Here is a 15,355-nt window from a genome sequence, read left to right as displayed (position 1 = left end):
TCCTGTTGCCCGGGACCGCCTTGTCGGCTGTTGACAACCATAGGCGATTCGCAGTTATGATTTCAATATTCAAAACGTCGTTCCACATAGTGAAACTTTCGCTGCGGAGCGGCGTCGAAGCAAAACGCACGAGGGAGGAAAACCATGCGTTCCATGCTCACCCTGTCGGCCTCGGTCATTGCCGTCGCCGCAGCGTCTGCCGTTTCCGCGGGTACCGTCAAATACTACGGTGACTTCGATCCGGCTCCGCTCGCCGCAATGCAGGAAGTCATCGCTGACTTCGAAGCCGCGAATCCCGACATCAAGGTCGAGTTCCAGAACTTCGACCACGAAGGGTACAAGACCTCAATCCGCAACTTCCTCTCTGCAGATGCACCGGACCTGGCCAACTGGTACGCCGGCAACCGCATGGCACCCTTTGTCAATTCGGGCCAGTTCATGGATGTCTCGGATGTCTGGGAAGAGCACGGGCTGAAGGACAGCCTCGCCTCCGCACTGCCCTCGATGACCATCGACGGCAAGCAGTGGGGTGTGCCCTACACCTACTACCAGTGGGGCATCTACTTCAACAAGACAGCCTACGAGCAGGTCGGCGCGGAAGTGCCTGAAACCTGGGAAGAGTTCATCGCCAACTGCGCCAAGTTCAAGGAAGCCGGCATCGACTGCGTGACCACCGGCACCAAGGCGCTGTGGCCGGGCGCCGGTATCTTCGACTATCTGAACATGCGCACCAACGGGTACGAATTCCACATGGACCTGGCCAACGGCAAGGTCGAGTGGACAGACGACCGTGTGAAGGCGACCTTCGACGAGTGGGCCAAGCTGGTGGAGCCGGGCTACATCACCCAGAACCACGCCGCGCTTGACTGGCAGGACGCCGCAGCGCTCCTGGTTCAGGGCAAGGCCGCCAACTACGTCATGGGCAACTTCGCCGTCGCCGTCTTCAAGGAAGGTGGCCTGACCGACGAGACCCTCGGCTTCATGCCGTTCCCGACGATCAACCCGGACGTGCCGCGCGCCGAGGAAGCACCGACCGACACCGTGCACATCCCGTCGGGCGCCTCCAACGTCGAAGACGCCAAGAAGTTCCTGGCCTATCTGGCCACACCCGAGGCCCAGACCAAGATCAACGCGGCCATGGGCCAGCTGCCGATCAACAAGGATGCCTCCGTCAACGAGGACGATCCGTTCATCAAGGCCGGCTTCGAGCTCCTCTCCACCACCCCGGGCGGCATCGCGCAGTTCTTCGACCGCGACGCACCGGCCGAGATGGCCAAGATGGGAATGGAAGGCTTCCAGGAGTTCATGGTCAAGCCAGAGCGCCGCGACCAGATCCTGGAGCGCCTCGAGAAGGCCCGCACACGGATCTACAAGTAACGCCAACCTTCGCGTGGCCGGTCCGTCCGGCCACGCGGTCCTGATGGCCCGGCGCCGATCCGGCCCGCGGCTCCAACCCCCAGCACAAATCAATCGGAAGGGATGCGCGCATGAGCCACGCAAGCACGGAATCCCACACCCGGTCCTGGTGGCGGGAAAACCAGCAGAAGCTGACCCCGTACATCTTTCTGGTTCCGGGCGTGATCTTCTTCCTCGTCTACGTCATCATTCCGATCTTCGAGAGCTTCTGGTTGTCGGCCTATTCCTGGGACGGGCTGGGCGAGAAAGAGTTCATCGGCATGGCCAACTACCATGAACTCTTCGACGACGAGGCCTTCTATACCTCGCTGAAGAACAACGTCATCTGGCTGGTCCTCTACCTGCTGGCCATTCCAGCGGGTCTCGGGATTGCGATCTTCCTCAACCAGAAGATCCGCGGGATGCGCGCCTACAAGTCGCTCTTCTTCTTTCCGTTCGTGATTTCCCAGGTCGTGGTCGGCCTGATCTTCGCCTGGTTCTACGCGCCGGGTTTCGGACTCTTCTCGCTGATCATCGAAAAGATCACAGGCTCCGAGATCGCCATCCTGGCAGATGAGCGTTTTGCGACCTACGGGATCATCTTTGCCGGCCTCTGGCCCCAGATCGCGTATTGCATGATCCTCTACCTGACCGGCCTGAACGCCGTGGACCCCGAGCAAATCGAGGCGGCCCGGCTGGACGCTGCCAAGGGGTTCAAGATGCTGTGGTACATCATCCTGCCGCAACTCAGGCCCGCCACCTTCCTGGCGATGGTCGTGACAATCATCGGCGCGCTCCGCTCCTTCGACCTCGTCTCGATCATGACGGACGGCGGCCCCTACGGATCCACTCGCGTGCTTTCGTTCTACATGTACGAACAGGCACTCTCCGAATACGGCTACCGCATGGGCTATGGCGCCTCTGTCGCCGTCATCCTGTTCCTCATCATGATGGTCTTCATCACCGGCTTCATCTGGAAGATGGTCGGCGACGAACGGAAAGGGCTCTGACATGTTCCCCCGTCCTATCGAACACCAATCCAGAGCCGTCCAGATCTCCTACCAGGTGCTGGTGCCCGTGGCTCTCATCATCTGGCTGCTGCCGTTGATCGGCGTGGCAATCACCTCGGTGAAACCGGCATCGGACCTTGCCGCGGGCAATTACTTCGGCTTGCCGTCCTCCTTTGCCATCAGCAACTACGCCGACGTGTTCACCAACTCCCCCATCGGCCAGTACATCTGGAACTCTTTCAAGGTCACGATCCCCACCGTGCTGGGCACACTGGTACTCAGTTGCCTGACCGGCTTCGCGCTCGGCATCTACAAGTTCAAAGGCAACATCTGGATCTTCTTCATGTTCGTCGCGGGGAACTTCGTGCCCTTCCAGATCCTCATGGTCCCGGTCCGCGACATGACCGTGAACCTTGGCCTCTACAACACCACCACCGGCCTTGTTCTGTTCCACGTGGCGTTCCAGACCGGTTTCTGCACGCTCTTCATGCGCAACTTCATCCGCGCGCTCCCGCGCGAGCTGATCGAGGCAGCGCGCGTCGAGGGCGTGAGCGAGTTCCGGATTTTCTGGTACGTGGTGCTGCCACTGATGAAGCCGGCCATCGCCGCGCTTGCGGTGCTGATCTTCACCTTCATCTGGAACGACTATTTCTGGGCAACCGTTCTGACGACCTCCAAGGAAACGCAGCCCGTGACCGCCGGTCTCTACTCGTTGAACGGCCAGTGGATCGCCCAGTGGCAACTCGTCTCCGCAGGCGCGATCATTGCCGCCCTGCCGCCGGTTGCGATGTTCTTCCTCATGCAGAAGCACTTCATTGCCGGCCTGACTCTGGGTGCCGTGAAATGATCCGGACCTGGCGGATCGACGGCCCCCGCCAGACCCTTGCCTTCGGTTCCCGCAAGGATCGCCTCGCCCGGGTGATCTACTGGGGGCCGAGGCTTCCGGATGGCGAGGATCTCGACGCGATCTACGGTGCACACAAGATCGACGTGACCGGCGGCATGCTCGACCACAACCCCGAACTTACAATCTGCCCCGAGAGCACCCGCACCTTCCCCGGTCAGCCAGGGCTGGTGCTGAACGACACCGACGGCACGCCGATGTACTCCCGCTTCCGCTACGAAAGCGAGGTCGCCGGCTACGATCACCTGACCCTGACCTACTCCGACGAAGGTCTGGGCATCACCTACACCGCGCATTTCCGTATCGACCCGCAGACCGACATCCTGGAAGCCCGCGCCGTGGTGGAGGCCGATCGTCCCGTCCGCCTGCACTGGCTCGCCGCGCCGGTCCTGCCGGCCCCGCATCATTCGGACGAGTTGATCGACTTCACCGGTCGCTGGTGTGGCGAGTTCCAGACCGCCACGACGCATTGGTCCGCTGGCGGGCGCTACCGTAACAACCGCACCGGCCGCACCGGGCACGAGGCCTTCCCGGGGCTGATCATTCCGTGCCGGGGGGCCACCAATACGCAAGGAGAAGCCTACGCCTTTCACTACGGCTGGTCCGGCGGCCATCGCATGGTCGCCGAGGAGCTTCCCGACGGCCGCCGCCAGGTCCAGTTCGGCAATGCCAACGGGACAGAGACCGACAAGGGCACACGGTTCGAAACCGCGACCCTTTATGCCGCCTGCTCCGGCGAGGGACTGAATGGCTGCGCCGTCGCATTCCAGCGTCACCTGCGGGACCGGATCGTCACTTGGCCCGCCCCCGAGCGCCCGCGTCCGGTCCACTACAATTGCTGGGAAGCGGTCTATTTCGACCACCACATTCCGACCCTGAAGGACATCGCCAGCCGGGCCGCAGCGCTTGGGGCGGAACGCTTCGTGCTGGATGACGGATGGTTCGGAACCCGGGACGACGACACCCGGGCGCTGGCCGACTGGCAGGTAGACCCGCGCAAGTACCCTGACGGCCTCGCCCCTCTGATCGAACACGTGAAGGCAGAGGGCATGTCCTTCGGCATCTGGCTGGAGCCGGAGATGATCAACCCGGATTCCGAGACCTACCGTGCCCATCCCGACTGGGCGCTTGGCTACCCCGACCAGATCCTCGGGCGCCAGCAGATGTGCCTCGACATGGCCAATCCTGAGGTGCGGGAATACCTCTACGCCCAGATCGCCGACCTGCTTTCCGCGAATGACATCGACTACATCAAGTGGGACCACAACCGTGTGCTGCCGATGCCGGATGCCGACCAGCCACGCGGCACCTACGCCCTGCTCGATCGCCTGCGCGCCGACTTCCCGAATGTGGAGATCGAAAGCTGCGCCTCGGGCGGCGGCCGGATCGACTTCGGCATCCTCGCCCGCACGCAGCGGGTCTGGCTCTCCGACAGCAACGATGCGTTGGAACGCCTGCGGATCCAGCACAACGCGGCGCTGTTCCTGCCGCTTGCGATCACCGGATCCCATGTCGGGCCGCGCGACTGCCACACCTCGGGGCGCACACTCGATATCCGCTTCCGCGCCTGGGTGGCCGCCCAACGCCACATGGGGTTCGAGATGGATCCCCGGGAGTTGAGCGACGACGAGGTCGCCACGCTGAAGCAGGTCACGGCATGGTGGAAAGCCAACCGTAGCTGGATGACGGCGGCAGATATCCTGCGGCTCGACAGCACAGACCCCGCCGTGATCGCGGAACAGCAGATGGCCCCGGATGGCAGCCGCTTCGTCGCCTTCATCGGCAAGGCCGACACGTCCAGCCAGGTCGCTCCGCGGCCGCTGCGACTGACACGCCTGGATCCCGAGGCGCGCTACAGGATCGAACTGGTCAACCGCCAGGACGTGCATGCGCTCTCCCGCGGGACGCCGACACTGAAAGACGCCCCGATGGAGGTCTCCGGTCGCTTCCTGATGAGCCAGGGTCTGTCGGTTCCGTGGAGCTTCCCCGAACGCATGTGGGTGATCGAAGGCACCCGCCTCAAGGACGGGCCGGGCCGCTCGGAGTGACCGCATGCGGCATCGCGCCCAGCCAGGGCCCGGTGCCCTTCGGCGACGGCTGGACCGACACCAGCCCGCCCATCCCATTCTTCCGGCCCGCCAAGGACTTGCGTTCAAGTGCAACATGGCAGAAAACGCACCCCGTGAGTTCATGCTGCTGACGCCCTGCGCCCGATCTGCACACAGACCGCATGTACATCGACAATCCCTGGGCGTAGGCGGTTGGTGCAAGGTTACGTGCATCCCCCGGAGGCCCAATTGACCGACCATCCAATCTATCCCGACCTCGCCGGCGCCTCGGTATTCATTACCGGTGGCGGCTCCGGCATCGGCGCCGCCCTGACCGAGGGCTTTCTGCAACAGGGCGCCCGTGCGGCCTTTGTGCAGCGCTCCGACGCAAGTGCCTTCTGCGACCAGATGAAAGAAAAGACGGGCACCGCACCGCTGTTCCTTCCCACCGATATCACCGACCTCGACGCCCTGCGTGCCGCCCTCGACGCCGCGGCCGAAGCGCATGGCCCGGTACGGGTGCTGGTCAACAACGCTGCCGACGATTCACGCCACGACACACTCGGCATCGACGAGGCCTTCTGGGACGCCTCAATGGCGATCAACCTCAAGCCCTATTTCTTCGCGGCACAGAAGGTAATCCCCGGCATGCAGGCCGCGGGCGGCGGCGCGATCGTCAACATGTCCTCGATCAGCTACATGATGGCGACCCACGGCTACGCGCCCTACATCACCGCCAACGCCGCCATCACCGGCCTCACCCGGACGCTGGCACGGGAGTTCGGCCCCGACGGCATCCGCGTCAACGCGCTCCTTCCCGGCATGGTCGTCACCCAGCGCCAGCTCGACAAGTGGCTGACGCCAGAGGGAATGGAGCAACATCTCGAACGGCAATGCCTGAAGCGGACCCTCGGGCCCGAAGACATGGTCGGCGGCACCCTCTTTCTCGCCTCGAACGCGTCTGCCGCCATGACGGCGCAGGCGCTGGTGCTCGATGGCGGGGTGGTAACAACAGGATGACTGGAATGGACTGGATCGCTGTAGACTGGGGCACATCGACCCTGCGGGCCTGGGGGATGAGTGCGGACGGCACCGTGCTCTGGTCCGAAGATTCCGACACCGGGATGGGCGGGCTTGCGCCGGAGCAGTTCGAACCGGCACTGCTCGACCTGATCGGGCCGCATACCAGTGCGGACACCGCGATCGACGTCATCGCCTGCGGCATGGTCGGAGCACGCCAGGGCTGGGTCGAGGCGGCCTATACACCCGTGCCCTGCGAACCGCTCGGCGCCGGGCTGACCCTTGCGCCGACCCGCGACCCGCGTCTGACCTTTCGCATCATCGGAGGTCTTAGCCAGGCCGAGCCGGCTGATGTCATGCGCGGAGAGGAGACCCAGATCGCCGGTTTCCAGGCGCTCAACCCACAGTTCGACGGCGTCGTCTGCCTTCCGGGCACGCATACCAAGTGGTGCCATGTGTCCGCCGGTGAAGTCGTCTCTTTCCAGACCTGCATGACCGGCGACATCTTTGCCGCGCTTTCGGCCAACACGATCCTGCGCCATTCCGTGACAGGCGAGGGCTGGGATGACGACGCCTTCGCCGCAGCCGTCGGCGACGCCGTGTCCCGCCCGGAAAAACTCGCGGCGCGGCTGTTTTCCCTGCGCGCGCAAGGGTTGCTCGACGGGTTGGAACCCGGCACGGCCCGCGCCAGCCTTTCTGGCCAGCTCATCGGGTCCGAACTTGCCGCAACCCGTCCCTACTGGCTCGGCCAGGCCATCGCCATCGTCGGCGCCGGCAAGCTCTGCCAACTCTATGCCACCGCGCTCGAAACCCTCGGCGCCTCCGCCACCATCGCCGATGGCGACGGCATGTCCCTCAAGGGGCTCGCCGCCGCCCGGACCAAACTTGCAAAGGCCACCTCATGAGCCGTCCCATCATCGCCATCCTCCGAGGCATTGCCCCGTCGCAGGCCGCCGCCGCCGCCACGGCACTCGTAGACGCCGGCATCGACCGGATCGAAGTGCCCCTGAACTCTCCCGATCCGCTGACCTCTATCGGCGAGATGGTCAAGGCCGTGGGCGAACGCGCCCTGATCGGCGCGGGCACCGTGCTTGGCGTCGAGGACGTTCGCGCGGTATACGATGCCGGCGGCAAGCTCATTGTCTCTCCAAATTGCGTTCCGGACGTCATCCGCGCCACCCGCGCGCTCGACATGCAGTCCTGGCCCGGCATCTTCACCCCGACCGAGGCTTTCGCCGCGCTCGACGCAGGCGCCACCGGGCTGAAGCTCTTTCCGGGTGACATGGCCGGCCCCGCGGGCCTCAAAGCGCTGCGCGCCGTGCTGCCGAAGGACACCGAGGTCTATGCCGTGGGCGGCGCCGGACCGGACAACTTCCGCGACTGGATTGCCGCCGGGGCCGACGGTTTCGGCATCGGCTCTGCCCTGTTCAAACCCGGCATGGACACAGATGCGATTTCCGAACGCGCCCGCGACCTCGTTTCCGCCTACGATACGGCCGTCCAATGACCACGATCTTTGACCCGACGATCTGCACGCTTGGCGAGGGGCCGCTTTGGCACCCCTCCCGCAACCAGCTGTTCTGGTTCGACATCATCCAGAAGAAATTGCTGACCCGCGAGGACGACAAGACCCGCGGCTGGGACTTCAAGGAGCACGTCTCGGCCGCCGGCTGGATCAGCGACACGCAGCTTCTTGTCGCCTCCGAATCTGCACTCTTTTCCTTCGACCTCGACAGCGGGGCGCAGGACCATGTCGCTCCCCTTGAGGCCGACAACCCTGTCACGCGATCCAACGATGGCCGCGCAGATCCATGGGGCGGGTTCTGGATCGGCACCATGGGCTTCAACGCCGAACCCGGCGCCGGCGCGATCTATCGCTACTACCGTGGCGAGGTCCGCAAGATCATCCCCGACATCTCCATCACCAACGCGATTTGCTTCGACCCCGAAGGCGGCTTTGCCTGCTATTGCGACACCGCCGAGCATGTGGTCCGCAAGATCCGCCTGTCCGAGGCGGACGGATGGCCCGTGGGCGAGTCCGAGATCTTTCTGGATTTCCGCTCGGAAAGCTGGGGTCCGGATGGCGCTGTGATGGGGGCCGATGGCACGTTCTGGAACGCCCAGTGGGGCGCGTCCCGCGTGGCGGCCTACGATCGCTCCGGCGCCCTGGTGCAGACCGTTGAGGTTCCGGCGCAACAGGCCTCCTGCCCCGCGTTTGGCGGGCCCGATCTAACCACGCTCTTCGTGACCTCTGCCATGATCGACCTTCCTGCCGAAACGCTCGCAGACCAACCAGAGAACGGCATGACCTTCGCGATCCCCGATGTCGCCAAGGGCCAGCGCGAACACAAGGTGATATTGTGAAACCGGCGCTCGGTGTCTGCTACTATCCGGAGCACTGGCCAGAAGAGGTCTGGGCCGAAGATGCCCGTCGCATGGCCGAAACCGGCCTGACCTGGGTGCGGATCGGCGAGTTTGCCTGGTCCAGGCTTGAGGCCGAGCCCGGAAAACTGACGTTCGACTGGCTCGACCGCGCCATCGACGTGCTTGGCAACGCCGGGCTCAAGGTTGTGCTGGGGACACCGACAGCCACGCCGCCGCGCTGGATGATCGACAAGCATCCCGACATGCTCGCCGTCGACGCCCAGGGCAATCCACGCCGGTTCGGCTCCCGTCGTCACTACGATTTCTCGCACGCGGGATACCGCGCGGAATGCGTCCGCATCGCGCGCCTTCTGGGAGAACGCTACGGTCGCAATCCGCATGTTCAGGCCTGGCAGATCGACAACGAATATGCCTGCCACGAGACCACCGTGTCCTTCTCCCGGACCGCGGTCGAAGGGTTCCGCAACTGGCTGGCGCAGAAATACCAGTCGCCGGAGGCGCTGAACCGCGCCTGGGGCAACATCTTCTGGTCGATGGACTACGCGGAATTCGCAGAGATCGACGCGCCGAACCTGACGGTGACCGAACCCAATCCCGCCCATGTGATGGACTGGCGACGCTACCATTCCGACATGGTCGTGGCCTTCAACAAGGCGCAGGCGGATGTGCTGCACCGGCTCACGGGTGCGCCACTGATCCACAACTACATGGGCCGCATTCTGGAGTTCGACCATTTCGACGTCGGCGCGGATCTGGAGATTGCCTCGTGGGACAGCTACCCGATTGGCTTCCTTTCGGACCGGGTTGACGAGACCTCCGAGCACAAGCACCGGTTCCTGCGCCAGGGCGATCCGGACATGCAGGCGCTGCACCACGACCTCTATCGCGCTGTCGGCCGTGGCCGCTGGTGGGTGATGGAGCAGCAGCCCGGTCCGGTGAACTGGGCGCCTTACAACCCTGCTCCCATGCCCGGCATGGCCCGCCTTTGGGCGTGGGAGGCCATCGCCCATGGGGCCGAGGCCGTCTGCTACTTCCGCTGGCGTCAGGCCCCGTTCGCGCAGGAACAGATGCACGCCGGGTTGCTGCGGCCCGACAGCGCCCCGGCCCCCGCGCTTGCCGAAGCGGCGAAGCTGGCTGAGGAGCTTGCCGCCATGGGCGATATCACGCCCGTTCAGGCACGGGTCGCGATCCTGTTCGATTACCCCTCCGCATGGGCCTGGGAGATCCAGCCGCAAGGCGCCGATTTCGACTATTTCGCGCTGGTGTTCGATTTCTATCGCGGACTACGGCGCCTTGGCCTTTCAGTCGACATTCTGCCGACGGATACTCCCGACCTGTCTGCCTACAAGCTGGTTCTGGCGCCGGGGCTCTTCACGATGCCCGCTCCGCTGCGCGAACGCCTCGCCGCGCTTGAGGGCATCGCCATTGTCGGCCCGCGCAGCAACACGCGCACCGAGGACTTCGCCATCCCGGTGCCGCTTCCGCCCGCCTTGCCGGATCTCGATGCCACGATTGCTCTGACCGAAAGCCTGCCCCCTTCGGTCGCGGAACCGCTGGCGCAGGGCGGGCACGTGATCCGCTGGCTGGAACGCCTCGAAGGGCACGCCGACGTGGTGGTGGAAACCACCTCCGGTCAGCCGGTCCTGGTGCGGCGCGGCCCGTTGCATTACCTCGCTGGCTGGCCGGACGCGGAAGCTCTCTCCCGCATTCTCCAGACTGCCTGTAAGGAACTGGGCATTGCGACCACCCTACTGCCCGACGGGCTGCGCGTGCGGGATACCGCGACACGGCGGTTCTACATCAACTATTCGCCCGAACCCGTCACCCATGACGGCATGACCATTGCCGCCGCCGATGTCACATGGAAGGATCTGCCATGACCCGCGAGCCCTTCGGCACCACCGCATTCGGAACGGAGGTCGAGCGGATCACGCTCGCCAACGCCGACCTGCAAGCCTCCATCCTGACCTATGGCGCCACACTGCAGGACGTTCGCCTGACCGGGCTCGACCGACCGTTGACGCTCGGCTCCGACCGGCTTGCGGAGTATGAGCCGGGCGGCGCGTTGCAGTTCTTCGGCCCCATTGCCGGCCCGGTCGCCAACCGCATCAGGAACGCCCGCGCCGAACTCGATGGCCGGGAACTGGCCTTCGACGCCAACGGCGCAGGTGGCCACTGCCTGCACGGGGGATCGGCCGCGTTGCACATCAAGGTATGGGATGTCGCAGAGGTCACCGAAACCCGTTTGCACCTCACCACCCATTCGCCCGACGGCGAGGGCGGCTTTCCCGGCAATCGCCGCTGGGACGCTCATTTCACGCTTGATGGCTCGACACTTACACTGACCTTCCGCGTGGAGACCGACGCGCCCAGCCTCGTGAACCTCGCCAATCATTCCTACTGGAATCTTGGCCCCGCCGCGACGTTCGACGGCCACATCCTGCAAATCGACGCCGACCACTACCTGCCTGCTGACGAGAACGACCTTGCCACTGGCGAGATGATCGCCGTGGACGGCACCCGCTACGACTTCCGTACGCCGCGCGCGCTCGGCCCTTCGGATGTGCTCGACAACAACTTCTGCCTTGCCGAGGCCCGCCGGGCCATCCGCCCTGTCGGACGCCTCACCGGCCCCGATGGTGTCGCCATGGGGATCGAAACGACCGAACCCGGCCTGCAGATCTATGACGCCAAGGGCATGTCCTCCCCCGGTGCCAGTGGCCACGATCATCGCCGCTACGGTCCGCGGTGTGGCCTCGCGGTGGAGGCACAGTTCTGGCCGGACGCCCCGAACAACCCGGCCTTCCCCTCGATCCGGGTCGCGCCGGGCGATGCCTGGGAGCAGGTCACCCGCTTCACATTCTCCAGAAGCTGACTTCACGGACAAACGCGCGGGCACGCCGCATCTGCCGTGCCGGTGGCCGCGCCGCAGGATCCGCGCCTAGACCTGCCCATCCGGCGCCGGCGGGCTGCTGCGCGCCTTCAGCCGTGCCTCCCGCCAGGCGATGAAGGACACCGCGCCAAGAATGAGCACGCCGCCAACAAGCACCCAGCCATCCACCGGTTCGGCAAACACCAGCGCCCCGAGCAGACTTGCCCAGAGCAATTGCAAGAACGTCACCGGCTGGGTGACCGCCATCGGACCGGCCTGGAACGCCAGCGTCATCGTGAAATGCCCGGCCGTCGCGAAGCCGGCCACGACGAACAGCCAGCCCAGGTCGGCAAGGCTGGGCGTGATCCAGACTGCCGCCGCGAATGGTGCAAGCCCGAGTGTGACGGTGATCGACAGCATCGCCACCACCACCGCCGGGGACACTTCTGCTGTCATGCGTTTTGCAATCAGGTAAGACGCGGCAAAGAACACGGCCGTGAACAGCATCGCGAAGTGGCCCGTATCGAGGTCCCGGAAGCCGGGCCTCAGGATGATCAGCGCGCCCACCATTGCCGCGCCCACCGCCAGCATGCGCGGCAGGGCCAGACGCTCCCCGAGGAGCACCGCCGCGCCAAGGGTCACGTAGACCGGCACCAGGTAGTTCATCGCCGTTACCTCCGCGATGGTAATCCGCGTCATGGCGTAGAACCACAGGATTACCCCGAGCGTGTGCACGCCACCGCGAAGCCAGAACAGACGCCGGGCGGGCCGCGTAAGCCGGGCACGGCGCAGCGAAGGCCACATCGGCACAAGGAAAACCAGCCCCAGCAGGTAGCGCAGGAATGCCGCCTCCGCTGCCGGCACCCGTCCGCCCAGATGCTTTACCGTTGCGGTCACCCCAACGAAACAGAGCCCCGTGATGACCATCCAGAAGACAGCAACCAGCGGGCGTTGCGCGGACACGGAAGGGGCGGTCTCAGCCATGCGCGGGACAAGACATCACCAGCCTCGGCGAGACAAGGCCGGAAACGCGAAGCCAGCGCGTATCGGGACTGCAGTCCGAAGCGACCATCAACGGCGCGCGCGTCCCCGATCACAGGACCTCATCCCAGAAGCAGCCCGAGCGCGATCGACCACATCACGAAGCCGATGATGACATCAAGAACGCGCCAGCTTGCCGGACGCGCGAAGAGCGGCTGGAGCATGCGCGCACCAAAGCCAAGCGAGAAGAAAAAGACGAAACTCGCGGTGATAGCTCCCACCGCAAAGGCCGGTCGCGCCTCCGGAAACCCTGCGGAAATCGATCCGATCAGCCCCACAGTGTCGAGGTAGACGTGCGGATTGAGCCAGGTCAGCGCCAGGCAGGTCGCCAGCACCGGGCCCAACCGTCGCACCTCCGCGCCGCTCGCGGCCAGTGCCTCGCCCCCGCGCCAGGCGTTGCGAAACGCCATGGCACCGTATACCGCGAGGAAAGCCGCGCCCCCCCAGCGCATCGCGGGCACCAGACCCGGCAAAAGCTCGGAGATCGCGGCAAAGGCAAAGACGCCGACCGATATCAGCACCGCGTCCGAAACCGCACAGGCCAGAACCACCGGTAGCACGTGTTCGCGCCGCAAACCCTGCCGCAACACGAAGGCATTCTGCGCGCCGATTGCCAGTATCAGGCTGAAACTCAGGAAAAACCCCTGTGTTGCGGCTTCGGTCATCATGCACTCCGTTGTCGTTCCCCTTGCAGGTACCGCCCCAAGGGGGATAAGACAAACTAATCTGTCTAATGTCAGATCAGTTTTACTAAACCTATTGGGGCATGATGCTCTCCATCGACACGGCCCAGCTTGCCGCCCTTGCCGAAGTCATCCGAACCGGCAGCTTCGACCGCGCGGCCGGGGCGCTGCATGTGACGCCTTCGGCCATCTCGCAACGGATCAAGTCCTTGGAGGAGCGGCTGGGCACCGTGCTGGTGCGGCGGGGACAACCTTGCATTGGCACCGAAGCGGGTCTCCGCCTCTATCGCCATGCGGAGGAGGTCGCCTTGCTTGAACAGGCGCTTTCCGTCGACATTGGCCCGATCGCGGGAACAGCCGGGCACCATGCCGTGCGTATCGCGTCCAACGCAGACAGCCTTGCCACCTGGCTGCCGCCCGCGCTGGCCGCCGCCGCAGGAGACGCGCCCGGCCTGCTTTTCGACCTCACGCTGGACGATCAGGACCATTCCGCCGACTGGCTGCGCCGGGGAGAGGTCGTGGCCGCCGTCACCGCGCACGCCGCCCCGGTTCAAGGCTGCGACAGCACCGCGCTCGGGGCGCTTCGCTATATCGCCACCGCAAGCCCCGCCTACATGCGGACCCATTTCCCCGACGGCGTCACCCCGGAGGCGCTGGCAGAGGCGCCGGTCATGACCTTCGACCGGAAGGATCAGCTCCAGGCACGCTGGTTGCAGATGAAGGGCGGGCGAAAGCTCTCCCCACCCAGTCACTTCCTTCCCTCCACGCAGGCGTTCGTCGACGCCGCGCTGGCCGGGCTCGGATGGGGGATGAATCCTGAACCGCTGGTCCAAGGCCATATCGCGGCGGGACGCCTTGTACCTCTCGACCCGACGCTACCGCTCGACACGCCACTCCATTGGCAGGTCAGCCGGATTGCGGCCCCGGCGCTCGCACCACTGACCGGGGCGATCCGTCAGGCCGCCCGCACCGTTCTCTGGCCCACCTGACATCCACGACATGCGGAGCGCGGTTCCCAGCGCTACGACATTGCGGCCGGCCTGCGGCAGGACCAACCGGGTAGCCATTGCGATACCGGGCCCACATAAATGCAAAACCCCCGAATCCGCGCGGGGTCCGGGGGCTGATACGTAGAGACTATAGAGCGGGCCGGGTCAGTCTAGGGGGCCGTCCAAAGATCGCGTCAGAGCTGTGCCGCGACCTCGTCGGAGATCTCCATGTTGGCCGTGACGCGCTGAACATCGTCATCGTCTTCCAGAACGTCGATCAGACGCATCAGCTTCTGCGCCCCTTCAAGGTCGAGATCGGTCGTCGTCGTCGGCTTCCAGATCAGCTTGGTGTGCTCCGCCTCGCCAAGCGCCTCTTCCAGCGCAGTGGAGACATCGTTCAGATCGGTGTCGGCGGTGTAGATGATGTGCAACTCATCATCGGATTCAACATCCTCGGCACCGGCCTCGATCGCGGCTTCCATGACGGAATCCTCGTCGCCGACGGAAGCGGGATAGGTGATCTCGCCCTTGCGTTCGAACATGAACCCGACCGAGCCGGTTTCTCCGAGGTTGCCGCCATGCTTGGAGAAGGTCGACCGAACAGTCGATGCTGTCCGGTTCCGGTTGTCCGTCATCGCCTCGACAATGACCGCAACCCCACCCGGGCCATACCCCTCGTAGCGGATTTCCTCGTAGTCGTCGCCTTCACCGGCGACGGATTTCTTGATCGCGCGGTCAATCACGTCCTTGGGAACGGAATTCGACTTGGCTTCCTTTACGGCGAGGCGAAGGCGCGGGTTCTTTTCCGGATCAGGGTCGCCCATCTTGGCAGCGACGGTGATTTCCTTGGATAGCTTCGAAAAAAGCTTCGATCGGGCTGCATCCTGGCGCCCCTTGCGGTGCTGGATATTCGCCCATTTTGAATGGCCGGCCATGGGTCTTCTCCGTTCGGATCGTGGCTGTCTTTCAGATTTGAGCCGTTCCTTATCGCAAAGCACGGGTGCGGGG

Annotated in this window: 14 protein-coding genes; 11 read left to right on the top strand and 3 right to left on the bottom strand. The window is 64.7% G+C overall.

Annotation, left to right across the window (positions count from 1 at the left end; all coding sequences use genetic code 11):
- The first annotated feature begins 144 nt into the window (after positions 1-144).
- The 10 genes from CLV78_RS15205 (at position 145) to CLV78_RS15160 (ending at position 11,637) form a co-directional block, all read left to right on the top strand.
- On the top strand, positions 145-1,377 hold the full coding sequence (locus tag CLV78_RS15205; RefSeq protein WP_106205679.1) for an ABC transporter substrate-binding protein: 1,233 nt from the start codon (positions 145-147) through the stop codon (positions 1,375-1,377).
- Positions 1,378-1,487: 110 nt separating this feature from the next.
- Positions 1,488-2,405 (top strand): carbohydrate ABC transporter permease, encoded by a 918-nt coding sequence (locus CLV78_RS15200; RefSeq protein WP_106205678.1) that lies wholly within the window; start codon positions 1,488-1,490, stop codon positions 2,403-2,405.
- A gap of 1 nt (position 2,406) precedes the next feature.
- Positions 2,407-3,252, top strand: a complete 846-nt coding sequence (locus CLV78_RS15195; RefSeq protein WP_106205677.1) for a carbohydrate ABC transporter permease — start codon at positions 2,407-2,409, stop codon at positions 3,250-3,252.
- The gene (locus CLV78_RS15190; protein WP_106205676.1) at positions 3,249-5,357 is read left to right on the top strand and encodes an alpha-galactosidase; all 2,109 of its coding nucleotides are present in this window, start codon (positions 3,249-3,251) and stop codon (positions 5,355-5,357) included. Before CLV78_RS15195 ends, CLV78_RS15190 begins: the two co-directional genes overlap by 4 nt.
- A 249-nt stretch (positions 5,358-5,606) precedes the next feature.
- Positions 5,607-6,377 (top strand): SDR family NAD(P)-dependent oxidoreductase, encoded by a 771-nt coding sequence (locus CLV78_RS15185; RefSeq protein WP_106205675.1) that lies wholly within the window; start codon positions 5,607-5,609, stop codon positions 6,375-6,377.
- Positions 6,374-7,282 carry a 2-dehydro-3-deoxygalactonokinase gene (locus tag CLV78_RS15180; RefSeq protein ID WP_106205674.1) on the top strand — a complete coding sequence of 303 codons (909 nt, stop codon included), beginning with the start codon at positions 6,374-6,376 and terminating at the stop codon, positions 7,280-7,282. Before CLV78_RS15185 ends, CLV78_RS15180 begins: the two co-directional genes overlap by 4 nt.
- Positions 7,279-7,884 (top strand): 2-dehydro-3-deoxy-6-phosphogalactonate aldolase, encoded by a 606-nt coding sequence (locus CLV78_RS15175; protein WP_106205673.1) that lies wholly within the window; start codon positions 7,279-7,281, stop codon positions 7,882-7,884. Before CLV78_RS15180 ends, CLV78_RS15175 begins: the two co-directional genes overlap by 4 nt.
- Positions 7,881-8,741, top strand: coding sequence for an SMP-30/gluconolactonase/LRE family protein (locus CLV78_RS15170; RefSeq protein ID WP_106205672.1), 861 nt, complete (start codon positions 7,881-7,883; stop codon positions 8,739-8,741). The genes CLV78_RS15175 and CLV78_RS15170 overlap by 4 nt, the downstream gene beginning before the upstream one ends.
- The gene (locus CLV78_RS15165; RefSeq protein WP_106205671.1) at positions 8,738-10,642 is read left to right on the top strand and encodes a beta-galactosidase; all 1,905 of its coding nucleotides are present in this window, start codon (positions 8,738-8,740) and stop codon (positions 10,640-10,642) included. The genes CLV78_RS15170 and CLV78_RS15165 overlap by 4 nt, the downstream gene beginning before the upstream one ends.
- On the top strand, positions 10,639-11,637 hold the full coding sequence (locus CLV78_RS15160) for an aldose epimerase family protein (RefSeq protein ID WP_106205670.1): 999 nt from the start codon (positions 10,639-10,641) through the stop codon (positions 11,635-11,637). The genes CLV78_RS15165 and CLV78_RS15160 overlap by 4 nt, the downstream gene beginning before the upstream one ends.
- A 66-nt stretch (positions 11,638-11,703) precedes the next feature.
- Here the strand turns inward: CLV78_RS15160 and CLV78_RS15155 are convergent, their stop codons facing one another.
- Together CLV78_RS15155 and CLV78_RS15150 are read right to left on the bottom strand one after the other, a co-directional pair.
- Positions 11,704-12,618 (bottom strand): DMT family transporter, encoded by a 915-nt coding sequence (locus CLV78_RS15155; RefSeq protein ID WP_245925098.1) that lies wholly within the window; start codon positions 12,616-12,618, stop codon positions 11,704-11,706.
- Positions 12,619-12,737: 119 nt separating this feature from the next.
- Positions 12,738-13,340 (bottom strand): LysE/ArgO family amino acid transporter, encoded by a 603-nt coding sequence (locus tag CLV78_RS15150; RefSeq protein ID WP_106205669.1) that lies wholly within the window; start codon positions 13,338-13,340, stop codon positions 12,738-12,740.
- 104 nt (positions 13,341-13,444) lie between these two features.
- Between CLV78_RS15150 and CLV78_RS15145 the strand changes: the two genes are divergently transcribed.
- Complete coding sequence (locus CLV78_RS15145) at positions 13,445-14,347, top strand: LysR family transcriptional regulator ArgP (RefSeq protein ID WP_106205795.1); 903 nt, start codon at positions 13,445-13,447, stop codon at positions 14,345-14,347.
- A gap of 194 nt (positions 14,348-14,541) precedes the next feature.
- On the opposite strand, the gene CLV78_RS15140 is transcribed toward CLV78_RS15145, so the two are convergent.
- Positions 14,542-15,282 (bottom strand): YebC/PmpR family DNA-binding transcriptional regulator, encoded by a 741-nt coding sequence (locus CLV78_RS15140; RefSeq protein WP_106205668.1) that lies wholly within the window; start codon positions 15,280-15,282, stop codon positions 14,542-14,544.
- Between the last annotated feature and the right edge of the window lie 73 nt (positions 15,283-15,355).

The organism is Aliiruegeria haliotis (genome assembly GCF_003003255.1).
GTDB lineage: Bacteria > Pseudomonadota > Alphaproteobacteria > Rhodobacterales > Rhodobacteraceae > Tropicimonas > Tropicimonas haliotis.
This window is presented reverse-complemented; position numbering and strand designations above follow the sequence as displayed.

What these genes read in the sequence shown, in the direction of transcription:
- CLV78_RS15160 (WP_106205670.1), top strand. Translation starts at nt 10,639, where the DNA reads ATGACCCGCGAGCCCTTCGGCACCACCGCATTCGGAACGGAGGTCGAG.
- CLV78_RS15205 (WP_106205679.1), top strand. Translation starts at nt 145, where the DNA reads ATGCGTTCCATGCTCACCCTGTCGGCCTCGGTCATTGCCGTCGCCGCA.
- CLV78_RS15175 (WP_106205673.1), top strand. Translation starts at nt 7,279, where the DNA reads ATGAGCCGTCCCATCATCGCCATCCTCCGAGGCATTGCCCCGTCGCAG.
- CLV78_RS15200 (WP_106205678.1), top strand. Translation starts at nt 1,488, where the DNA reads ATGAGCCACGCAAGCACGGAATCCCACACCCGGTCCTGGTGGCGGGAA.
- CLV78_RS15140 (WP_106205668.1), bottom strand. Translation starts at nt 15,282, where the DNA reads ATGGCCGGCCATTCAAAATGGGCGAATATCCAGCACCGCAAGGGGCGC.
- CLV78_RS15190 (WP_106205676.1), top strand. Translation starts at nt 3,249, where the DNA reads ATGATCCGGACCTGGCGGATCGACGGCCCCCGCCAGACCCTTGCCTTC.
- CLV78_RS15170 (WP_106205672.1), top strand. Translation starts at nt 7,881, where the DNA reads ATGACCACGATCTTTGACCCGACGATCTGCACGCTTGGCGAGGGGCCG.
- CLV78_RS15145 (WP_106205795.1), top strand. Translation starts at nt 13,445, where the DNA reads ATGCTCTCCATCGACACGGCCCAGCTTGCCGCCCTTGCCGAAGTCATC.
- CLV78_RS15180 (WP_106205674.1), top strand. Translation starts at nt 6,374, where the DNA reads ATGACTGGAATGGACTGGATCGCTGTAGACTGGGGCACATCGACCCTG.
- CLV78_RS15195 (WP_106205677.1), top strand. Translation starts at nt 2,407, where the DNA reads ATGTTCCCCCGTCCTATCGAACACCAATCCAGAGCCGTCCAGATCTCC.
- CLV78_RS15150 (WP_106205669.1), bottom strand. Translation starts at nt 13,340, where the DNA reads ATGACCGAAGCCGCAACACAGGGGTTTTTCCTGAGTTTCAGCCTGATA.
- CLV78_RS15155 (WP_245925098.1), bottom strand. Translation starts at nt 12,618, where the DNA reads ATGGCTGAGACCGCCCCTTCCGTGTCCGCGCAACGCCCGCTGGTTGCT.